This is a genomic window from Lacrimispora algidixylanolytica, from assembly GCF_003609635.1.
GTDB classification, from domain to species: domain Bacteria; phylum Bacillota; class Clostridia; order Lachnospirales; family Lachnospiraceae; genus Lacrimispora; species Lacrimispora algidixylanolytica.
In genome coordinates this window covers 294004-313493 of record NZ_MCIA01000034.1, presented here as the reverse complement: position 1 = coordinate 313493, position 19490 = coordinate 294004, and the positions used below count along the sequence as shown (strand labels likewise).

Here is a 19490-nt window from a genome sequence, read left to right as displayed (position 1 = left end):
TTTCGCGTCATGATATAATCATGAAATAATGTTACATGAGAGGTGGGTTGTATATGCAGGAAAACATCAGTGTGTCAGGAGTGCTCTGTTCGTCTTATGATTCTTTTTTTGAAGCGGAGAAAAAGATTGCAGACTACATACTGGCTCATAAAAGTGAAATGATCGATATGACGGTAGCGGAGCTGGCTTTGGCAAGCGGTACCAGCGATGCCACGGTTTCCAGGTTTTGTAGAAGATGTGGTTTTAACGGATTTCACCATTTGAAAATCAATCTTGCAAAAGAGATTGCAGAGGAAAGGGGAAATTCTGTTGAGGTATCCAATGACATCAGCAGAGAGAACCTATCCCAGTCTCTTCAAAATATATTGGCAAATAAAATTGCAGAACTCACTCAGACCATTACCATGATGGATACAGAAGAGCTTGAACGGATCTTAACTGTAATAGAAAGTGCAAAAACGGTTCAGCTTGTGGCAGTAGGTAACACCATTCCAGTGGCAATGGATGGTTCTTTTAAGTTTAATCAACTTGGGATCGCCGCAGTCTCCGGTACGATCTGGGAGACCCAGATGGCGTTTACCTGTAATTTAAAAGAAGGGGATGCCGTTATTATCATTTCCAATTCCGGTTTTTCCAAGCGTCTAATGACCCTCGCAGCAGTAGCGAAGGAAAATCATACGCCTATTATTGCCATAACAAACAATCCATCCTCTCCTCTTGGTCAAGTATGCGATTATCACATTACGACGGCGACCAGGGAAAAACTTCTTCTTGGAGAATTTTGTTTTTCCAGAGTGTCTGCGACTACGGTGATTGAGATTTTATATTTATTACTATCTGTCAGCAAAAAGGATTCTCATGATCACATCAGACGCCATGAGCTCTCCATCTATGAAGATAAAAAGTAAATTACTACAATTAAATTCGGAAAGAAGGAATGCATTTTATAAGGTGCATTCCTTCTTTTTTTCTTTATTTCAGAAACAGATTTTAAGTTGGATAAAAACCTAGCAATAAGCACAAAATAACCGGGTGTTTGCTTTTGTATGTTGTATAAAATTGTGAAAAACGCTGAAAAGGTTCAAGAAATATTATTTCTCTTGGAATTATATTGACGAAATAAAGCAATCGTATTATATTATAAGAGGGAGATGAAATAAAATTTTACGTATAAAAGGAGAGGTGAAATATGATTTACACGGTAACTTTTAATCCTGCTTTGGATTATGTCGTAAAAGCTGATCACTTCACCCTGGGAGCTGTTAACAGGGCCGACTGGGAAGGCATCTATTGTGGGGGAAAAGGACTGAATGTTTCAACAGTTCTGGCCGCATTAGAGTTGGGTAGCACTGCCCTTGGTTTTGTTGCAGGATTTACCGGACATGAGATTCTAGAACGAGTCAAGAATTTGGGATTTCGATCGGATTTTATCCAGGTGGAAAAAGGCATGTCAAGAATTAATGTTAAAATAAAATCCCAGGAAGAAACAGAGCTAAATGGAATGGGCCCTGAGATTGCCACAGAGGATTTAGAGATTCTTTTTCATAAACTGGATTGTTTGTCAAGCGGAGATGTTCTCATCTTATCTGGAAGCATACCTAAGACCATTGATGATGATATCTATGAACGGATTATGGCCAGATTAAGAGGAAGAGAAATCCGAATTGTTGTAGATGCGACGAAAGATTTGTTAATTAACGTACTTCCTTATGAGCCATTTTTAATAAAGCCCAATAACCATGAATTGGGAGAGATGTTCCATGTGACTCTAACTACCATAGAGGAAATCATCGAATATGCAAAGCGTCTTCAGGAAATGGGAGCACAAAATGTATTGATATCCATGGCTGGAGATGGAGCGGTTTTAATTACGGACAAAAAGGAAGTTTACCGGATGGGAGTTCCAAAAGGAACTGTAAAGAATTCTGTGGGAGCAGGGGATTCCATGGTAGCTGGTTTTCTCGCCGGATATTTAGAAAATGGTAATTATGAACATGCCTTACGGCTTGGCAGTGCCGCAGGAAGCGCTACGGCTTTCACGGAAGGACTTGCCGGCAGGGATGAGATAATGAAACTGTACGAGGAATTGTCAAAGGAGGGGTATCGATGAAGATTACAGAGTTATTAAAAAAAGAAAGTGTTGAGCTTCATGTAAAAGTTTCAGGCAAAGAGTCAGCCATTGATAGGCTGGTAGACTTAATGGGTAAGGGCGGTAGGTTAAATGATAAGGCCGTTTACAAAGAAGAGATACTAAAGCGGGAAGCCCATGGAAGCACTGCAGTTGGAGAGGGAATAGCCATTCCTCATGCAAAGACAGCAGCCGTAAAGGAAGCTGGTCTTGCGGCGATGGTTGTGCCCGAGGGAGTAGATTACGAAGCATTTGACGGCGTGCCTGCCAAATTAATCTTTATGATTGCAGCACCAGAAGGTGGCGCCGATTTACATTTAGAAGCTTTATCTAGATTGTCCACTCTTTTAATGGACACGGATTTTAGAGAAGACTTAATGAATGCTCAATCAAAAGAAGAATTCTTAAAGCTGATTGATGACAAGGAGTCTATGCGCTATCAAAAGAACACGGTAACTAAGAGTGATGGATATCGCGTACTTGCGGTGACAGCATGTCCCACAGGAATTGCTCATACCTTTATGGCGGCTGAGAGCTTAGAGCAGAGCGGTAAGAAGCTTGGAATTCCTTTAAAGGCTGAAACTAATGGAGCTGAAGGAATTGGCAATGCTTTGACGAAAGAAGAAATTGAAGCTGCTGATGGAATTATTATAGCCGCAGATAAAAATGTGGATATGGCCCGTTTTGAGGGAAAACGTGTGGTTATGGCTACCGTTTCAGAAGGCATTCAAAAGGGAGAAGAACTAATTAAACGAGCAGTCAGTGGTGAAGCTGCTGTTTATCATTATACTGGATCATCTTCTTCGGAAAGCAGTGATGGAGAAAGCGTTGGCCGTTCCATTTACAAACATCTGATGAATGGTGTTTCTCATATGCTTCCTTTCGTAATTGGTGGTGGTATCTTAATCGCCCTTGCATTCTTGTTTGATGATTTTTCCATTGATCCTTCAAACTTTGGTAAGAATACACCTCTAGCCGCTTACCTAAAGACCATTGGCGAGCAGGCATTTGGTATGATGCTTCCTGTATTAGCTGGATATATTGCAATGAGTATTGCGGATCGTCCCGGACTGGCGGTAGGTTTTGTAGGTGGATTGATTGCGAAAATGGGATCAACCTTTGCTAACCCAGCAGGCGGCTCAGTAAACTCTGGATTTTTAGGAGCCCTTTTGGCTGGTTTTATTGGTGGTTATATTGTACTGATGCTTAAAAGAGCATTCAAAAAGCTTCCAAAGTCATTAGAGGGAATCAAACCTGTTTTATTATATCCATTAATCGGTATTCTTTTGGTAGCAGTGGCGACAACGTTTATTAATCCTTTTGTAGGTGCGATCAATGACGGAATTACCGGCTTGTTAAACAATATGGGCGGTACCAGTAAAATAGTTTTAGGCGCAGTTGTAGGTGGTATGATGTCTGTGGATATGGGTGGTCCGGTCAATAAGGCTGCTTATGTATTTGGCACGGCTCAGCTTGCAGAAGGAAACTTTGATATTATGGCAGCTGTTATGGCTGGTGGTATGGTTCCTCCAATTGCCATTGCCCTTTGTACTACTTTCTTTAAAAAGAAATTTACAGACAAAGAACGTCAGTCTGGTCTGGTGAATTACATCATGGGACTATCCTTTATTTCTGAGGGTGCGATTCCATTTGCTGCGGCTGATCCTATCCGTGTCATTCCATCTTGTATGATTGGTTCTGCGGTAGCTGGTAGTTTATCTATGGCATTTAACTGTACCTTAAGAGCGCCACACGGTGGCATCTTTGTACTTCCAACCATCGGAAATCCATTTGGTTATCTGGCAGCCGTAGTAATTGGCTCTGTGGTAGGTTGTGCTGTACTTGCAGCATTAAAGAAGAACTTGAAAGCAGAATAAGTCAAAGAAAGCGCCATGGCAGTTTTGCCTTGGCGCTTTCTTTATAAATTTATTATGGCGTAAGTTTTTTCAACTCATCCATATGGGGTTTTCTTTCGTTTATAATTTCCTGAGCCAAGGACATAATATCATTATAATCCGTGTATTCCAGTATGGAGGTGGCCATATCCACTGCCATCTGGTCATAACGAATAAGAGCACCTGCGTAAGCATGCTCTAAGCTGGAGGAGTCTGCTTTTTCTGCTTGTTCTAGTTTACTTACCAATGCGTTAAAATCTGTTAGATAAGCATTCTCCATATCTTCGTTTTTATGTTCTTCTTTGGCGTATTTTTCATTTAGGCCTTTTATTTCCCCTATCTCATCTTGAAGAGTGGTGATGGTTTGCTGGGCAAAGAGCTTAACTGGTTCATTGTTACTGCCGTTTGATAAGTAGGATTCTGATAGGAGCATTGCTGCTTCGTTTAGTGAGAGCATGCTTTTTAAATAATCCATAGAGCCATTTCCTGAAACTTCAGTGTTTTTTAGTTCTTTTAGTAGATTATTCGTAATTTCACTTTCTCTTAAGAGATAGCGGTTTACCCCATCCTCTGCAGAGACATTATCCAAGTTTTTATTAAAAACGGTTGCTTGCAAGTTACTGATGCTTTCTGAGTTATTAGGATTGGAGGCTTTGCTCCGGTTTTGATACCAGTTGGCTGTGGTAAAGGAAGCAATTAAAAGGAGTGCCACCCCTATAATGGCAGCAATGATCCAGTATCTTCTTTTTTCGTTCATAGGTTTCTCCCGTTTCTATAATATCTGGTCAGATTTATTATGTTCATAATTATCTTCCTTATGCAATAACGGGGAATGCTGGATTTTATAGATGCCATGCTCTATAATAAAGTTATGATTTTACTTAAGGAGGACAAACATGTATAAATGTTGTATTTTTGATATGGACGGAACCATTTTAGACACCATAGAGTCTCTTTCTCATAGTATTAGCCTGGCCATGGCGCATTTTGGCTACGGTCCAGTGGATGAGGCACATACGAAGCAGTTTGTGGGAGATGGATATAAGAAGCTGGTTGAGAGGGCTCTTGTTTATTCTGGAGACGAAACTTTGTCTCACTATGAAGAGGCTCTTTTGGTGTATGAAGAGATTTTTGAAGAAAACTGTATCTATAAAATAAAACCTTACGAAGGAATATTGGAGCTCCTTGGGTTTCTAAAGGAAAAGGGGATTAAAATAGGAATACTGACAAATAAAAATCAGGAAAGAGCTGAGGAGTGTATGGATACCTGTTTTGAATCGGATTATTTTGATCTGATCATAGGAGATGGAATTGGTGTTTTTTTAAAACCAAATCCAGAAGGAGCTTTATTTATGGCGGAAACATTTCATGTATTGCCATCCGAGTGTCTTTACTTTGGGGATACCAATACGGATATGCAGACTGGGATCCATGCAGGGATGGATACGGTGGCTGTAACATGGGGATTTCGGGACCGCAAGGAGCTTGAAACCTTTCAACCCAAATACATCATTGATCACCCGGAAAAGATAAAATATGTTTTTGAATAAATTTTTAAAATAAAGGGAAATTAAGGAGAGATAAGAATGTAAAATTAATCGGAGGAACCATGGCTAATTATTTTAAATGGGGCTTTATTGCAATCGCAGCCGTCTGGGCAGCAATGATAGGTACAATGGTAGGTTTTGCATGGAATATGTCTCAAATGCCGAAGAAGTTGCCGGAAATGGAGCAGCCTCCGGTTCAGAATACGAATATTAGCATAGAGACCCAGGAAAAGATGGAAGGGTACTGGACCGTTGCAGTTTTTGGCGTAGATGCCAGAAATGGAAATCTGGAGAAGGAAACCAGGTCTGATATGCAGATGGTCTTTAATATAAATCTTGGTACCGGGGAGATGCGAGTTGTATCGGTTTACCGTGATACGTACTTAAAGCTGAATAAAAAGGGGCGGTATGGTAAAATTAATGATGCTTATTTCCTTGGAGGTCCGGCACAGGCGGTGGAAGCCTTTTCGGTAAATCTGGATCTGAGTATTGATGACTACGCTGCCTTTAGCTGGAAGGCAGTTGCGGAAGCCATTAATCTTTTAGACGGAATAGACGTTGATATCAGCCATGAGGAATTCCGGTTAATCAATGGATTTATAACCGAAACAGTGGAATCCACGGGTATCGGCTCTCATCATTTGAAAAAAGAAGGAATGAATCACCTAGATGGCGTCCAGGCGGTGGCTTACGCAAGACTTCGAAAAATGGATACCGATTTTAAACGAACGGAAAGACAAAGGAAGGTTGCGGATCTGGTGATACAAAAAGCCAGGGAAGCGGATCTTGGAACCTTAAATAAGGTGGCCTCTGTGGTCCTCCCTCAAATATCTACCAGTATTGGAATGAAGGATATTCTGCCTCTGATTAAGAATGCAAGAAGGTTTCATCTTACTGCATCAGAAGGGTTTCCCTATAAGGTAAAAGACGCCATGATTGGAGAAAAGGATTGTGTCGTTCCCATAGATATGGTAGATAGTGTGAAGCATCTGCATCAATTTTTATTTGATGATGAAGAGTATCAGCCTTCTGAAGCGGTAAAGGAGATTGGCAAAATTATAAAATCCCGTGTAAGTAAGTAGGAAGCGATCAACCTGTACCCGGCTTAGATATTTCAAAAGCCGGGTACAGGTTTTTATCATTTGATTTATTTCTATCAGTTCTTGGCTACAACAAAGGATAGAACGAATACTCTATATAAATAGTATTTGCATCTCTCCTCCCTTCATATGCGCATTGATCTTGCTGTTATGAGGGGAGGAGAGAAGGGAGGAGACATCTTATGATCTTGTGGCTTTCAATGAATGGATCTACCATTATAATTACTCTTATCCTTATGTTTTTGGTTTATCTCGCTGGAAAGAAATTAATTAAGCAAAAAGGAAGGGGCTGTGAAAACTGCGCAGGATGCAGTGGCTGTTGCTTTCATTGTTTTGATGACCAGGAAAGAGAAAAACAAGAGCAATAAAAAATTTCCGGAGCACATAGCTGCTTCGGATATTTTTTATCGCTCTTCTTAGCTTCTTTTGATCTCCAGCTTGTTGCCACTGACTAAGATCGCATCATGATTACTAATTGGTGATAATGGTAAGGTGGCTGAATACGTATCAATGATAGATTGTGCCGCTTTTTTAAAGGGCTGATTGGTATGGTGGGGCACGGTATAAAAATCTACCAGTCCCAAAGCGTCTAGATTGTCTAAGTCTGGTGCCTCTTTTTCGCTATCCATTCCTTTTGCATATTCAATGTTTGGCGAGGTAACAATTGCGCCGGCTGACTCTCCAATGTATAGTTTCCCTGCATTCACTTCCTCAATGATTAAGCGATCTGCACCGGTTCTTTTTAATTCCTGCAACAAGTAAAAAGTGTTGCCACCTGTTACATAGATGAAATCATTTTGTTTTATTTTAGAAGTGATTTCATCTGCTGAGGCTGTTGATACTTCCAGTTCATCAACAATAAGACCCATTTTCTCAAGGGCTTTTTTACCTGAGGTCACATAAAATGTAACCTTTTCGACAATGCTTGCAGTAGGGATAAAGGTGACTGTTTTGCCAATCAGGTCTTTCTCAAATTCTGTGAAGATATTTGTCACATCCTGAAAGGATGACGATAAGAATAGTTTTTTCATAAGCACTTAATTCCTTTCTGTTCTATACTAATTGTAGTGTAACACCAAAAGGTGTCAGAACATGATACCTTTTATAATATATCTGCAATCGTGTATGTTTTTCTGGCGATAATACCATAAGTATTGGATATATTTCGAAAGCTGATAATTTTTGCAGAATATGAAGGTGAAAACCAGAGCCCCTCTGCTTGACTTATGGTAAACTTTGTGACACAATAAGTAGTTGTAGTTTCTTGTTAAACTCTGGAAAGAAAAGAGGTACATTTCGATATGACAAAGATTGATATTATATCCGGCTTCCTTGGAGCTGGTAAGACGACTTTTATTAAGAAGTTACTGCAGGAAGCCATTGCTGGTGAGCAGGTTGTCCTGATTGAAAATGAATTTGGTGAGATAGGAATTGATGGCGGTTTCTTAAAAGATGCAGGAATTGAAATCCGTGAGATGAATTCCGGTTGTATCTGCTGTTCTTTGGTAGGTGATTTTGGAGATTCCTTAAAAGAAGTTCTTACAAAGTACAATCCTGACCGTGTAATCATTGAGCCATCCGGCGTTGGAAAGTTGTCTGACGTTATGAAGGCAGTTGTTGATGTTGCTTCCGAACTTGATGTGGTTTTAAACAGTGCTGTGACCATTGTGGATGCACAGAAATGTAAAATGTACCGGAAGAATTTTGGCGAATTCTTTAACAATCAGATTGAAAATGCTGGAACCGTGGTTTTAAGCCGTACCGACATTGCACCTGGGGATAAAATTGATCAGGCAGTTGAAATTATTAGAGAATTAAATCCAAAGGCTTCTGTTGTAACCACTCCTTTTGATGAATTAAGTGGAAAACAACTGATGGATATTATTGAGAAGCCTGACACCATGGTTGAAGATCTTTTGGCTGAGGTGAAGTCCCATCATCATGATCATGACGGAGAAGGCTGTGGTTGCGGCCATGGACATGGAAAAGGTCATGGACATGGACAGCACAAGCATGAGCATGGAGAAGGCTGTGGTTGCGGCGGACACGGACACGGTCAGCACCAACATGACCATGAGAAGGAAGAATGTGGCTGTGGACATGATCACGAGAATGAGCACCATCATCATGATCATGAGAAGGAAGAATGCGGCTGCGGACATGATCACGAGCATGAGCACCATCATCATGAGCATGGAGAAGGCTGTGGCTGTGGTCACGACCATGATCACCATGATGCAGATGAGGTGTTTAGCAGCTGGGGACTTGAGAATGTTACCGCGATGAGCAAAGAAGAGCTGGATAAAATCCTTGATGAGCTTGCTTATGGGGAAGGGTTTGGAGATGTACTCCGTGCAAAAGGCATGATTCCTGGAGCAGAAAAAGGAGAGTGGCTTTACTTTGATTTAGTGCCTGAGCAGTATGAGATTCGAAAAGGAAATCCGGAATATACTGGAAAGGTATGTGTCATCGGAGCGAATTTAAAAGAAGAAGAGCTGATAAAGGCCTTTAAACGATAATTAGAATGGAGAAAAACATGAGTAATACCGAAACAATGGAAGACGATTTTATGCCGGTATTCCTGATCAATGGATTTTTAGAATCAGGTAAGACCCAGTTTCTTCAGTTTACAATGGAACAGGATTATTTTAAGGCTGACGGAAAGACACTTTTGATTGTCTGCGAAGAAGGTGAGACAGAATACGATTCAGAGCTACTTTCAAAATATAATACAGAAGCAGTTTTCATTGAAAGTTTAGAAGAGATGACACCGGACAGGCTGGTAGAACTAGAGCTTCTTTATAATCCGGAGCGAGTTTTAATCGAATGGAACGGAATGTGGAATTTAGATCAATTAAAGCTTCCAGAGGATTGGAATGTCTTTCAGCAGATTACGCTGATTGATATGTCTACCTTTGATCTTTATTCTGCTAACATGAAACCTCTTCTTTATGCTATGGTGCGGGAATCAGAGTTAGTAATCTGCAACCGCTGCGATGGAATTGAAGATCTTTCTGCATATCGCCGTACGCTTAAGTCCATGTGTCTTAAGGGTGAAATTGTATTTGAAGATTCTGATGGCGAAGTAAATGAGATTGCAGAAGAGGACCTGCCTTATGATATGAGTCAGGACGTGATTGCAATTTCTCCAGAAGCTTACGGGATCTGGTATATTGACTGTATGGAACGAAGGGATCGTTATGAGGGAAAGACGGTTGAATTTACGGCTATGACTCTAAAGACACCGGATTTCCCTAGAAATTACTTTGTGCCAGGACGTATGGCTATGACTTGCTGTGAAGATGATACGACCTTTTTAGGATTTGTTACAAAGTCAAGAGAAGCGAATAACCTTGAGACAAAGCAGTGGGTACGGGTAAAAGCTAAAATTGCTTATGAATACTGGAAAGACTATAACGGGGAAGGCCCAGTTCTGTATGCAGAATCAGTGGTTCCTGATCAGCCAATTAAAGGATTCGTAGAGTTTTAATTTCGCTTCATAATCCAATCAAAGGTTGTTTTATATCGTGTCTCATAAAGGCATACAAAAAAGGTATCTTGAGAGGGTCTAAACCCATTCAAGATACCTTTTAATTTTATTGTTTCGTTTATTCATTGATTGATTAAAAGTCCGATTAGTTCCTCATCATTGTAAACTTACATTGGGGGCACTGGAGTAGGTCTTGCCGGGTCAAAGACATCTGGGACATTAAAAAGGTCTTTTAAACTGTCTGGATAATAAAACATTCGGTATCCGTCAAGATTTCTTCTTGCCTGTCTAAAATAATCCTGTCCAAGCTGCATCCAAGTGGATTTGCTGGCATCTACATTACAGAAATATCGAAAGCCCAGGGACTTCATATAGGTGAAACGTTCGTTGGCATCGGTATAAGGGGTCCAGCTTCCGATGTCGCTTCCAAAAGGAAATAATATGATGTCGGTAGGACCGATTAACGTTCCAACATTATTTGCCCACTTATCGGAATCTGCCTTAAAATGTTCCATAGAGATGGCACCCATATTTCGGTGTCCCCAACTGTGAGAGGCAAGTTCCCAGCCATGCTCTTTTAAATTCTGGGCAACCGCCGCCGCTTGCTTCCGGTCTTCTTCGTAATTTGGATTGGTAGTCTTATAAGCTTCGTCGGTTCGATAACCAAAGATTCCGTTATATCCAGTAAGAGCCAATATCCCTCTTGCGCCTTTATAAGAAAAACTTGGGTGAGTCTGGATAAAACGTTCCAAAATAGGAACTAAATCATAATCGCCCACAGAAACACTGCCGTCATCCATCTTCATCTCGTTGGTAGGATAGCCGTCTTTACCGATAACAAGTCGGGAAGCAAAGCCATCACTGTCCATATATTCGTAGTAGCAGACATCATCTTGAGAGAGAACAAAGGCTTTCTTACCTTCTGGTAACATGATATTGCCGTATGTAAATTTAGGATTGCCGTTTTCGTCTTTTGTTTCATAAGCGAGATCGTGGATTTTGACTAATACATAGCCGCGGTCATACATGGACTGCATCATTTTTAAAAATTCAGACTTTGTAGTCATCATCTGGTTGTAACCAGCCTGCTTTTTGTCTCCATCAAAGGCCTTTGCATTGTCCATGATAAGAGAATGGAAAAAAACATGAGTTACATCCTGTGGATTGACCGGCACCAAGGTGCTTTTGGCAGTCTCATAGCTTGTGATAGCAGATTTCACATCATCTCTGGCAGCCAGATTGGAGTCAGATTGTAACAGGGCAATCGCTCCGTCATAATCGTATTGTACAGTCATTGCTTCAGCTCTGGAAAGAAGAGATACAGCAGGATCTTCTTCTGGTTGACTTGTGGAAGCCGCCTCACTCTCCGTGGAGTTGTTAGCTTGGGAGGTGTGAGAGGATGAAGCATCTTGTTTTAGCTTTTTATTGATGGCAATACCGCAAAGAGCAAGTATCGCAATAATTAACATTACAAAAAATACAATAATAATTGTTTTTAAAATACGGTTTCGACCTCTGCCGAAATTTGGTTCACGGAGATTATTAAAATTCATAGCCTAACCCCTTAATTTTTCCTATATATTAAATTGTAACCCAATGAGTGTAACAATTCCTGTACAAGTATAACATACTTTATGGGAAGATGAAACGATAAGGTTGGAATTTTTTTTGGAAAAATTGGCATATGAATGGGAAATGCTCCCATACAATGGTATAAAGGAATTTTCAGGGGATGGTATCTAGCATGAGGAGAGTTACGGCATTTGTTTTAAGCTGTTTCCTGCTTTGTTACAGTTTATGCATTCCGGCCGCAGGACAGGAGCCTGATATTGCGGTAGCCTCGGATATGATTGTACAGGCAGAGCAGGCGAAAGAAGTAAATGCAGAAGGAGGCCCGGCGATCCAGGCCCCGAGTGCTGTTTTAATGGAGGCCTCTACAGGGCAGGTCATCTATGAGAAAAATGCAGATGAGAAGAGAAGCCCTGCTAGTATTACAAAGATCATGACACTGATTCTTATTTTCGATGCGCTGGATTCTGGTAAAATAAAGCTTACGGATGAGGTCGTAACCAGTGCCCATGCAAAATCAATGGGAGGCTCTCAGGTGTTTTTGGAAGAGGGAGAAGTACAGAACGTAGAGACCATGATTAAGTGCATTGTGGTTGCCTCCGGAAATGACGCCTCTGTGGCCATGGCCGAGTACATAGCAGGAACAGAAGATGAATTTGTTAAAATGATGAATGAGCGGGCGGCAGCTCTAGGAATGACCAATACTCATTTTGAGGACTGTTGCGGTTTGACAGAGTCACCCACTCATGTAACCAGTGCCAGGGATATTGCAACCATGTCACGAGAGCTGATTAACAAATATCCTCAGATTCATAATTACTCCACCATCTGGATGGAGAACATTACCCACGTGACAAAACAGGGGACAAAAGAATTTGGTCTATCCAATACAAATAAGCTTTTAAAAATGGCAACAAATTATAACGTGACCGGATTAAAAACAGGTTCCACCTCAATTGCTAAATACTGCTTATCTGCTACGGCTGAAAAGGAGGGCGTCCGCCTCATTGCCTCCATTATGGCAGCTCCAGACTATAAGGTAAGGTTTGCTGATGCCCAGACCATGTTAAACTATGGATATGCAAACTGCAAGCTGTATGAAGATAAGGAAATGCTGCCTCTCCCTAACATGATCGTAGACAATGGTGTGGATGAAGAGGTTCCCTTAAAATATGTAGGTTCTTTCTCCTATCTAAGCCTAAAAGGTGAGGATTTTACTGCAATTGAGAAGAAGCTGGAATTGGTCCCTTCTCTTCCAGCACCTATTAAAGAAGATCAGCCAGCCGGTAGTCTCATCTATTCATTGGGAGGAAAAAAGATCGGAGAGATTCCTATCTTTACCGCCGGAGCCGTTCGGGAAGCCAACTTTATGGATTATTTCAAACGTCTTTTAAAGTCCTTTAACCTATAATTACAAGAAAAACGCAGCAGTGGAACGCAAGTTCTTTTGCTGCATTTTTTCTGCTTACGATAAATATTGACAAAAAGATTGCATCAAGATAAGATAAAATATGATTATTGCACAAAGCACAAATGATCAGAGTTGGAGGAATTGAAGTGGGGAAACGGCTGCTTGCCTTTTGGTATCAGATGACCTTAAAAAAGAAGCTGTATGTAATCATTGGAAGTGTTGGGATGATTATGGGGGCTTCTATTTTTATCAATTTAAAAGTAGTATATATATTTATTGATGGGGCGAGGGTCATTATGGATGACAATTTAGCCTGCTATAAATTTCAGGAATCCATGGAAAAGGAAAGGGAATCATTTGCCCGCCTTCTTTCCAATGATACGTCAGAAAATCGTCTGGTCTATCAGTTGGCTTGTCAGGAGACGAGGATTCATCTAAATGGCTTACCCTATGATTATAATAAAATCGGAGAGGCACGTTTTGGAGTAACCTGGAATATTATCAACGGATATGAAACTTATGAGAGACAACGGGAAAAAGTAGTATCCATGAATTCGGAGGATGATACCTATATCAAAGAACTGTACAAGGCATATAACATGCAAAAATATCTGGATACCTATGCCACTCGTTTGACAAAGATTGTTTTAATGGTTGGAAATGATTATTATGAAGTTCAGGTCTCTGCTTTGAAACGAATGCCTTATCTTCTGGTTGCTATAAGTCTGATGGCTTTCGTGGTGCTTATTATTCTGCTTCGTTTTATCACAGGCAGTATCGTTAAAACGGTGGTGCAGCTTGCAACTGTTTCTGGTAGGATTGAAAGGAACGACTTCTCTTCCCCGGATGTGCACTGGGACGGCGATGATGAGATCGGTCAGCTTGTAAGTGCCTTTAATAAAATGAAATCCTCTACTGAAAATTATGTGATTGCAACGGAAGAGAAAAGACAAGTGGAAGAAAAGTTGTATCGCCATGAGCTTGAGAGAACGGAGCTTGAAAAGCGTTTTTCCATGGCACAGCTTCAGCTGATCAAGAGTCAGCTAAATCCTCACTTTTTGTTTAATACTCTAAATATGATGACAAGAATGGCCCAGATGGAAGATGCTCCAGTGACGGAAGAGATGTTGGTCGCCGTAGGAAATCTTCTTCGCTACAGCCTTAGAACATCAAACACCTTTGAACCCCTTGAGCAGGAGCTGAAGGTGGTGCGGGATTACATGTACATTCAACAGATGCGTTTTAAAGACCGGTTTCGGTGGGAAATAAACTGTGACAGAGTTTTGTATTCAGAAGAAGTGCCAGTGTTTTTATTGCAGCCCCTGGTGGAAAATGCAGTAATCCATGGTATTTCGGAAAAAGAAAGCGGTGGAGAAATCCATATCAATATTAAAAAATCAGGAGAAAATCTATGGATATCCATTGTGGATACGGGAAAGGGCATGGATCCGGAAAGGCTTCACGCCATACGAAATGCAATGGAAACAAAGGGGACAGGCCTGGGGATTGGGCTTGGAAATATATACAGAAGAATTTCTGCTTATTATGAATATGGGAAGGTAACAATTAACAGTACAGAAAACGTAGGTACCGTAGTAGAAATTGAATTCGGTCAAAAGAAGGGGTAAAACGGGGAATGCATCGGTTAATGATAGTGGAAGATGAAATGATTGAGCGCATCGTGCTTAAGAAGATGATTCAAAAAAAGTTTGGGGAGAAGTGCCTCGTTTTTGAAGCGCAGAATGGGAAAGAAGCAGTGGAACTTTTTCGTCGTGAGAAAATCCAGGTGGCTATTTTAGATATTGGTATGCCTGGCATAAACGGAATTCAGGCAGCAGAAATCATGCGAAAAGAAGATAAGAATTGCTGTCTCATATTTTTAACGGCATATGATCGGTTTGACTATGCAAAGAAAGCTATTTCCATAAGAGCAATGGAATATTTATTAAAGCCATACTCTCAAAAGGAAATCATTAATGTAGTAGAAGAAGCCCTACGAATGAACGGCGAACGGAGTGAGGGTAACAAGGAAAGCTTTCAGACAGAAGCCGAAGAGGGCATGATGCTATTAGAGAAGGAACCAGATTATAGCAGTAGCCGTTTGACTGTAATGACTACCATGGTGGAAGAATATATTCGCTCTAATTTCATGAATGAGATATCAATGAATGAGGTAGCCCGTTCTATCGGGTATTCAGAGCCTTATTTTTGTAAGATGTTTAAGCAGCAGTTTGGTCAGAGTTTTACCTCTTACCTGATGGAATATCGAATCAATGAAGCAAAGAAGTTTCTGGAGCAGCCTAACGTGATTGTGAAGGAGGTTGGTGCCAGGGTTGGGTATATGGATTCCAATTACTTTACAAAAGTTTTTAAGCGTTTGGTAGGAATTAATCCATCTGAATACAGAATGACCAGACTAAATGAACTATAATATGGATGACTTTGTAAAAAGTGCTTGGCTCGAAAGGGTGACAGGCGCTTTTTTGTGCTCATTTACTAAAAAAAGATAAAATTATACTAGGGATGATAAAAAGTTACGATAGTATATGGGAAACCCCGCAGATATAATTAACTCAAGCACAGGAGGTGTGAACAAACAGAGAGGAGGATGAGGGATGGAACAGGAATTGTTTCGAATGGAAGGAATCAGCAAAAGCTTTCCCGGGGTCAAGGCTCTCGATAAAGTAAAGTTGTCAGTATATAAAGGCGAAGTTTTAGGACTTGTAGGAGAAAATGGAGCAGGTAAATCCACTCTTATGAAGATTCTCTCCGGAGTGCACCAGGCAGATGAAGGAGAAATCTTTATTGAGGGGGAAAAAGTAGTCATTGATTCGGTTGCCAAGGCACATGAGTTAGGTGTAGGCATTATTATGCAGGAACTTAACATGTGTGGGCATTTAAGCGTTGCGGATAATATCTTTATTGGCAGGGCGCATACAAAGGGTATTTTTATTGATGACAACAAGATGCATGAAGAAGCAAAAAAGATATTAGATGATTTGGGAATCGATATAAGTACCAACGTGCATGTAGGAAGTTTAAGCATTGCCCAGCAGCAGATGGTAGAGATTGCAAAAGCGATTAGTTTTAATTCCAAGATACTAGTTCTTGATGAACCGACTGCTACGCTGACAGAGAAAGAAATTGAACAGCTTTTTGGAATCATCAGACGCTTAAAGGAAAAGGGCGTTGGAATGGTTTATATCTCCCATCGAATGGCAGAACTGAACAAAATTTGTGAACGGGTAACCATTATTAGAGATGGACAGTATATAGGAACCAGGAATTTAAACGAAATCACAATGGATGAGTTAGTAAACATGATTGTTGGACGTTCCCTTGCGGACAAGTATCCGAAACACAAACGGACGATTGGTGATATTGTACTGGAAGCCAGAAATATACGCCGTGGTACCAAGGTAAACGCGGACTATCTGTATGTAAGAAAAGGAGAAATCCTTGGTGTGTCAGGCCTTGTTGGGGCTGGTAGAACAGAGCTGATGCGGTGTATCTTTGGTGCGGATCAGCCAGATTCCATGGAGTTGTGGCTGGATGGAAAGCCGATTAAGATTAATTCCGTCATACAGGCCATCAAACATGGAATTGGATATGCCACGGAGGATCGAAAGCGTGATGGTCTAGCTCTTGGACTAGATATTAAATACAACACCAATATGGCCCATCTTCCAAACATCACGCGTTATGGCTTTATCGATGATAAGGCAGGACTTGCTAATGCGGAAAAATATGTAAAACGTATGCGAACAAAAACACCCAGTGTTCATCAGCTTTGTGGAAATCTTTCAGGAGGTAACCAACAGAAGGTGGTCCTTGCAAAGTGGCTGTGCAATGATGTTAAAGTTCTGATTGTAGATGAGCCTACCAGGGGAATCGATGTCGGCGCAAAGTATGAAGTATACGAGCTTTTTAACCAACTCAGTGATCAAGGAGTATCAATTATCATGATTTCTTCGGAATTACCAGAGATTCTTGGTATGAGTGACCGGATTATAGTCATACATCAGGGTGAAATCAACGGAGAGCTGGATGCGAAGACTTCCACCCAGGAAGAGATTCTTTATCTGGCAGCAGGCTATAACAAACTGGAAGGAAAAAAGGCGCCTGTTTTATCAGGTGGAGGAGATAGAAAAGGAGAATAAAAATGGCAATATTAAAAGCAAAGGGGCAGGAAAAGAAAAGCGCTTCGTTTGGCAAGTTGGATGCGGCCTCAAGGCGTGCAATCTATTCCTTTGGAATTTTGATCGGATTGTTTATACTGTTTTCCGTTCTTCAGCCGGCGAAATTTTTGGCTCCTGCCAATTTACAGAATCTTTTGCAGCAAATTGTAACGTATACAATTATTGGCTGTGGTCTGACATTTTGTCTTGTGTGCGGTGGAAATGATTTATCTGCTGGTGCTTCCATGGCGCTTTCTGGAATCATTATGGTAGCGCTTCTTATGCAGGGCCTGCCACTTTATGTTTGTATTATATTATGTTTAACAATGGGACTTCTTACCGGTGTTATGAATGGATTTTTTATTGAAATCCTTGGAGTGGTACCATTTGTTGCTACCTTGGCAACTCAATGGGTATATCGAGGCATGGCCAATGTTTTAGTAAATGGCGCTCCTCTTTACACCACTAATATTCCTTCCGCAGAAGTTCAGAAGCAGTTTTACGTACTTGGCGGTGGCCGTATTGGAGGAACTGGGCTTCCATACAGCGTTATCATTACTCTGGTATATGCGCTGATTCTTGGAGTCGTGCTTTCAAAAATGCGTATTGGTCGTCAGATCTATGCTTGTGGCTCCAACCTTGAAGCAGCTAAGCTTTCTGGAATCAATGCGGTAAAAACCCGTATGTTTGCTTACTGCATCTCTGGTTTATCCGCAGCAATTTGTGGAATTTTGGTTGCTTCAAGATTATCCAGTGCCCAGCCAACCGCTGGTAATGGATATGAAATGGAAGCGATTGCAGCTTCTGTATTAGGTGGAATCTCCATCATGGGTGGAGAAGGTAAGATTTTAAATACCGTAATCGGTGCACTGATGATGGGTGTTATTCGAAACGGATTGAATTTAAACGGAGTGAATTCCTTCTGGCAGCAGGTAATTGTAGGGGTAATCTTGCTTATCGCAGTTGCATCACAGACAGCGAAAAAGAGTGGTGATTTAGGGGCAATCAAGCGATTCTTTGGCTTGGTAAAATAAAACTATATAATATCAGGAGGAAAAAATGAGAAAAGTGACGGCAGTTTTTTTAGCGGCAGCCATGGCAGTAACCGGTTTGGTTGGCTGTTCAAGCAAAACCACAGGCGGCGCAGCAGCAACAACTGTAGCTGAGACCACCAGTGCGGCAGCACCAGAGAAGTCAGAGGGTGCTAAAACAGAAGCAAAGACAGATAAAAAGGCAGATGGCAAAACCATCTACGTAATCGTAAAGGTATTGGGAAATCAGTACTGGAGCGTTCTTCAGGCAGGTGCAGAACAGGCTGGAAGAGAACTGGGCTGTAATGTAGTAGTCGTAGGAACTGCTCTGGAATCCGATATTGAAGGACAGCTTACTCTTTTACAGAATGCAGTATCCGCTCAGGCAGATGGTATCGTAATTGCTCCACTGGACAGTGTATCTCTTGATGCACCAATCACAGAAGCAAATAATTCTGGTATTCCTGTAGTTCTTGTAGATACTGTGATTAAGAGTGATAATTATAGTGCTGCTCTTCTTACAAACAATGTTGAGGCAGGAAAGACTGCTGCAGAAGAATTGATCCGCAGATTAAAGACAAGAGGAATTAAGGATACAGAAGAGGCTCAAATTGCGATTCAGGTTGGTTCTACCGGATCTCAGACCATCAATGACCGTGTAAAAGGCTTTAACGATTACTGGGATGCCAATGCTCCAAAAAGCTGGATGGTATTAAAGAATGACATTAAGGTAAATGATGGTGATATCAGCAGAGCAGTAGGATTCTGTCAGGATTTCATTACAACATATCCAAACTTAAAAGCAGTATTTGGACCAAATAACGGTTCTACTGTAGGATTTGTAACTGGTATTACCGAATCTGGAAGAGATGATATTTCCATGGTTGGTTTTGATTTCTCTGCTGAGATTGAAACCATGATCCGCAGCGAAAAGTACGATGTTGCTTCTGTTGTACAGCGTCAGTTCTATATGGGATATGATGGTGTAAAGACAGCAATCGAACTGGCAGCAGGAGATGGCGTTAAAGACAAAAAAATTGATACCGGTGTAATCTTGGTTGACAAAAACAACGTTGATGACCCTAAGGTACAGAGTGTTATTAATCCATAATTAAATAATAATAGTAAGGTCAAATCGCTT

The 19490-nt window shown here is 40.9% G+C and carries 17 protein-coding genes; 14 read left to right on the top strand and 3 right to left on the bottom strand.

What is annotated here, in order from left to right:
* The first annotated feature begins 53 nt into the window (after window positions 1-53).
* From BET01_RS20275 to BET01_RS20265, 3 genes are all read left to right on the top strand, one after another.
* Window positions 54-908 (top strand): MurR/RpiR family transcriptional regulator, encoded by an 855-nt coding sequence (locus BET01_RS20275; RefSeq protein ID WP_120198686.1) that lies wholly within the window; start codon window positions 54-56, stop codon window positions 906-908.
* A gap of 281 nt (window positions 909-1189) precedes the next feature.
* Window positions 1190-2110, top strand: coding sequence for a 1-phosphofructokinase (gene pfkB / locus BET01_RS20270; protein WP_120198685.1), 921 nt, complete (start codon window positions 1190-1192; stop codon window positions 2108-2110).
* Entirely contained in the window at window positions 2107-4005 is a 1899-nt protein-coding gene (locus tag BET01_RS20265; RefSeq protein ID WP_120198684.1) for a PTS fructose transporter subunit IIABC, read from the top strand. The genes pfkB and BET01_RS20265 overlap by 4 nt, the downstream gene beginning before the upstream one ends.
* 52 nt (window positions 4006-4057) lie before the next feature.
* Here the strand turns inward: BET01_RS20265 and BET01_RS20260 are convergent, their stop codons facing one another.
* Complete coding sequence (locus tag BET01_RS20260) at window positions 4058-4780, bottom strand: DUF305 domain-containing protein (RefSeq protein WP_120198683.1); 723 nt, start codon at window positions 4778-4780, stop codon at window positions 4058-4060.
* 139 nt (window positions 4781-4919) lie between these two features.
* Between BET01_RS20260 and BET01_RS20255 the strand changes: the two genes are divergently transcribed.
* From BET01_RS20255 to BET01_RS20245, 3 genes are all read left to right on the top strand, one after another.
* Window positions 4920-5573, top strand: coding sequence for an HAD family hydrolase (locus tag BET01_RS20255; RefSeq protein WP_120198682.1), 654 nt, complete (start codon window positions 4920-4922; stop codon window positions 5571-5573).
* A 59-nt stretch (window positions 5574-5632) separates the two neighbouring features.
* A complete protein-coding gene (locus tag BET01_RS20250; protein WP_120198681.1) occupies window positions 5633-6652 on the top strand; it encodes an LCP family protein in 1020 nt (339 codons plus the stop codon).
* A 200-nt stretch (window positions 6653-6852) separates the two neighbouring features.
* Entirely contained in the window at window positions 6853-7038 is a 186-nt protein-coding gene (locus BET01_RS20245) for a FeoB-associated Cys-rich membrane protein (protein ID WP_243117286.1), read from the top strand.
* Between the two features lie 48 nt (window positions 7039-7086).
* On the opposite strand, the gene BET01_RS20240 is transcribed toward BET01_RS20245, so the two are convergent.
* On the bottom strand, window positions 7087-7701 hold the full coding sequence (locus BET01_RS20240) for a peptidase E (RefSeq protein ID WP_120198680.1): 615 nt from the start codon (window positions 7699-7701) through the stop codon (window positions 7087-7089).
* A 270-nt stretch (window positions 7702-7971) separates the two neighbouring features.
* Between BET01_RS20240 and BET01_RS20235 the strand changes: the two genes are divergently transcribed.
* Together BET01_RS20235 and BET01_RS20230 are read left to right on the top strand one after the other, a co-directional pair.
* Window positions 7972-9189: a CobW family GTP-binding protein gene (locus tag BET01_RS20235; protein WP_120198679.1), complete on the top strand. Its 1218-nt coding sequence runs from the start codon at window positions 7972-7974 to the stop codon at window positions 9187-9189.
* 17 nt (window positions 9190-9206) lie between these two features.
* A complete protein-coding gene (locus tag BET01_RS20230; protein WP_243117285.1) occupies window positions 9207-10160 on the top strand; it encodes a TIGR03943 family putative permease subunit in 954 nt (317 codons plus the stop codon).
* A gap of 167 nt (window positions 10161-10327) precedes the next feature.
* Here BET01_RS20230 and BET01_RS20225 read toward each other — a convergent pair whose 3' ends face one another.
* On the bottom strand, window positions 10328-11713 hold the full coding sequence (locus BET01_RS20225) for a polysaccharide deacetylase family protein (RefSeq protein ID WP_147422833.1): 1386 nt from the start codon (window positions 11711-11713) through the stop codon (window positions 10328-10330).
* 191 nt (window positions 11714-11904) lie between these two features.
* Between BET01_RS20225 and BET01_RS20220 the strand changes: the two genes are divergently transcribed.
* The 6 genes from BET01_RS20220 to BET01_RS20195 all read left to right on the top strand — a co-directional run bounded on the left by BET01_RS20220 (window position 11905) and on the right by BET01_RS20195 (window position 19460).
* Window positions 11905-13140: a D-alanyl-D-alanine carboxypeptidase family protein gene (locus BET01_RS20220; protein ID WP_120198678.1), complete on the top strand. Its 1236-nt coding sequence runs from the start codon at window positions 11905-11907 to the stop codon at window positions 13138-13140.
* 146 nt (window positions 13141-13286) lie between these two features.
* Window positions 13287-14768, top strand: coding sequence for a sensor histidine kinase (locus BET01_RS20215; RefSeq protein ID WP_120198677.1), 1482 nt, complete (start codon window positions 13287-13289; stop codon window positions 14766-14768).
* Between the two features lie 8 nt (window positions 14769-14776).
* Complete coding sequence (locus BET01_RS20210) at window positions 14777-15571, top strand: response regulator transcription factor (protein ID WP_120198676.1); 795 nt, start codon at window positions 14777-14779, stop codon at window positions 15569-15571.
* A 184-nt stretch (window positions 15572-15755) separates the two neighbouring features.
* Window positions 15756-17300 (top strand): sugar ABC transporter ATP-binding protein, encoded by a 1545-nt coding sequence (locus BET01_RS20205; protein ID WP_120198675.1) that lies wholly within the window; start codon window positions 15756-15758, stop codon window positions 17298-17300.
* Window positions 17301-17302: 2 nt separating this feature from the next.
* The gene (locus BET01_RS20200) at window positions 17303-18352 is read left to right on the top strand and encodes an ABC transporter permease (protein WP_120198674.1); all 1050 of its coding nucleotides are present in this window, start codon (window positions 17303-17305) and stop codon (window positions 18350-18352) included.
* A gap of 25 nt (window positions 18353-18377) precedes the next feature.
* Window positions 18378-19460 carry an ABC transporter substrate-binding protein gene (locus BET01_RS20195; protein ID WP_120198673.1) on the top strand — a complete coding sequence of 361 codons (1083 nt, stop codon included), beginning with the start codon at window positions 18378-18380 and terminating at the stop codon, window positions 19458-19460.
* Window positions 19461-19490: the final 30 nt, after the last annotated feature.

Bases quoted from the DNA above. Each gene is read 5' to 3' on its own strand.
- BET01_RS20275 (WP_120198686.1), top strand. From the start codon at position 54: ATGCAGGAAAACATCAGTGTGTCAGGAGTGCTCTGTTCGTCTTATGAT.
- pfkB (WP_120198685.1), top strand. From the start codon at position 1,190: ATGATTTACACGGTAACTTTTAATCCTGCTTTGGATTATGTCGTAAAA.
- BET01_RS20265 (WP_120198684.1), top strand. From the start codon at position 2,107: ATGAAGATTACAGAGTTATTAAAAAAAGAAAGTGTTGAGCTTCATGTA.
- BET01_RS20260 (WP_120198683.1), bottom strand. From the start codon at position 4,780: ATGAACGAAAAAAGAAGATACTGGATCATTGCTGCCATTATAGGGGTG.
- BET01_RS20255 (WP_120198682.1), top strand. From the start codon at position 4,920: ATGTATAAATGTTGTATTTTTGATATGGACGGAACCATTTTAGACACC.
- BET01_RS20250 (WP_120198681.1), top strand. From the start codon at position 5,633: ATGGCTAATTATTTTAAATGGGGCTTTATTGCAATCGCAGCCGTCTGG.
- BET01_RS20245 (WP_243117286.1), top strand. From the start codon at position 6,853: ATGATCTTGTGGCTTTCAATGAATGGATCTACCATTATAATTACTCTT.
- BET01_RS20240 (WP_120198680.1), bottom strand. From the start codon at position 7,701: ATGAAAAAACTATTCTTATCGTCATCCTTTCAGGATGTGACAAATATC.
- BET01_RS20235 (WP_120198679.1), top strand. From the start codon at position 7,972: ATGACAAAGATTGATATTATATCCGGCTTCCTTGGAGCTGGTAAGACG.
- BET01_RS20230 (WP_243117285.1), top strand. From the start codon at position 9,207: ATGAGTAATACCGAAACAATGGAAGACGATTTTATGCCGGTATTCCTG.
- BET01_RS20225 (WP_147422833.1), bottom strand. From the start codon at position 11,713: ATGAATTTTAATAATCTCCGTGAACCAAATTTCGGCAGAGGTCGAAAC.
- BET01_RS20220 (WP_120198678.1), top strand. From the start codon at position 11,905: ATGAGGAGAGTTACGGCATTTGTTTTAAGCTGTTTCCTGCTTTGTTAC.
- BET01_RS20210 (WP_120198676.1), top strand. From the start codon at position 14,777: ATGCATCGGTTAATGATAGTGGAAGATGAAATGATTGAGCGCATCGTG.
- BET01_RS20205 (WP_120198675.1), top strand. From the start codon at position 15,756: ATGGAACAGGAATTGTTTCGAATGGAAGGAATCAGCAAAAGCTTTCCC.
- BET01_RS20200 (WP_120198674.1), top strand. From the start codon at position 17,303: ATGGCAATATTAAAAGCAAAGGGGCAGGAAAAGAAAAGCGCTTCGTTT.
- BET01_RS20195 (WP_120198673.1), top strand. From the start codon at position 18,378: ATGAGAAAAGTGACGGCAGTTTTTTTAGCGGCAGCCATGGCAGTAACC.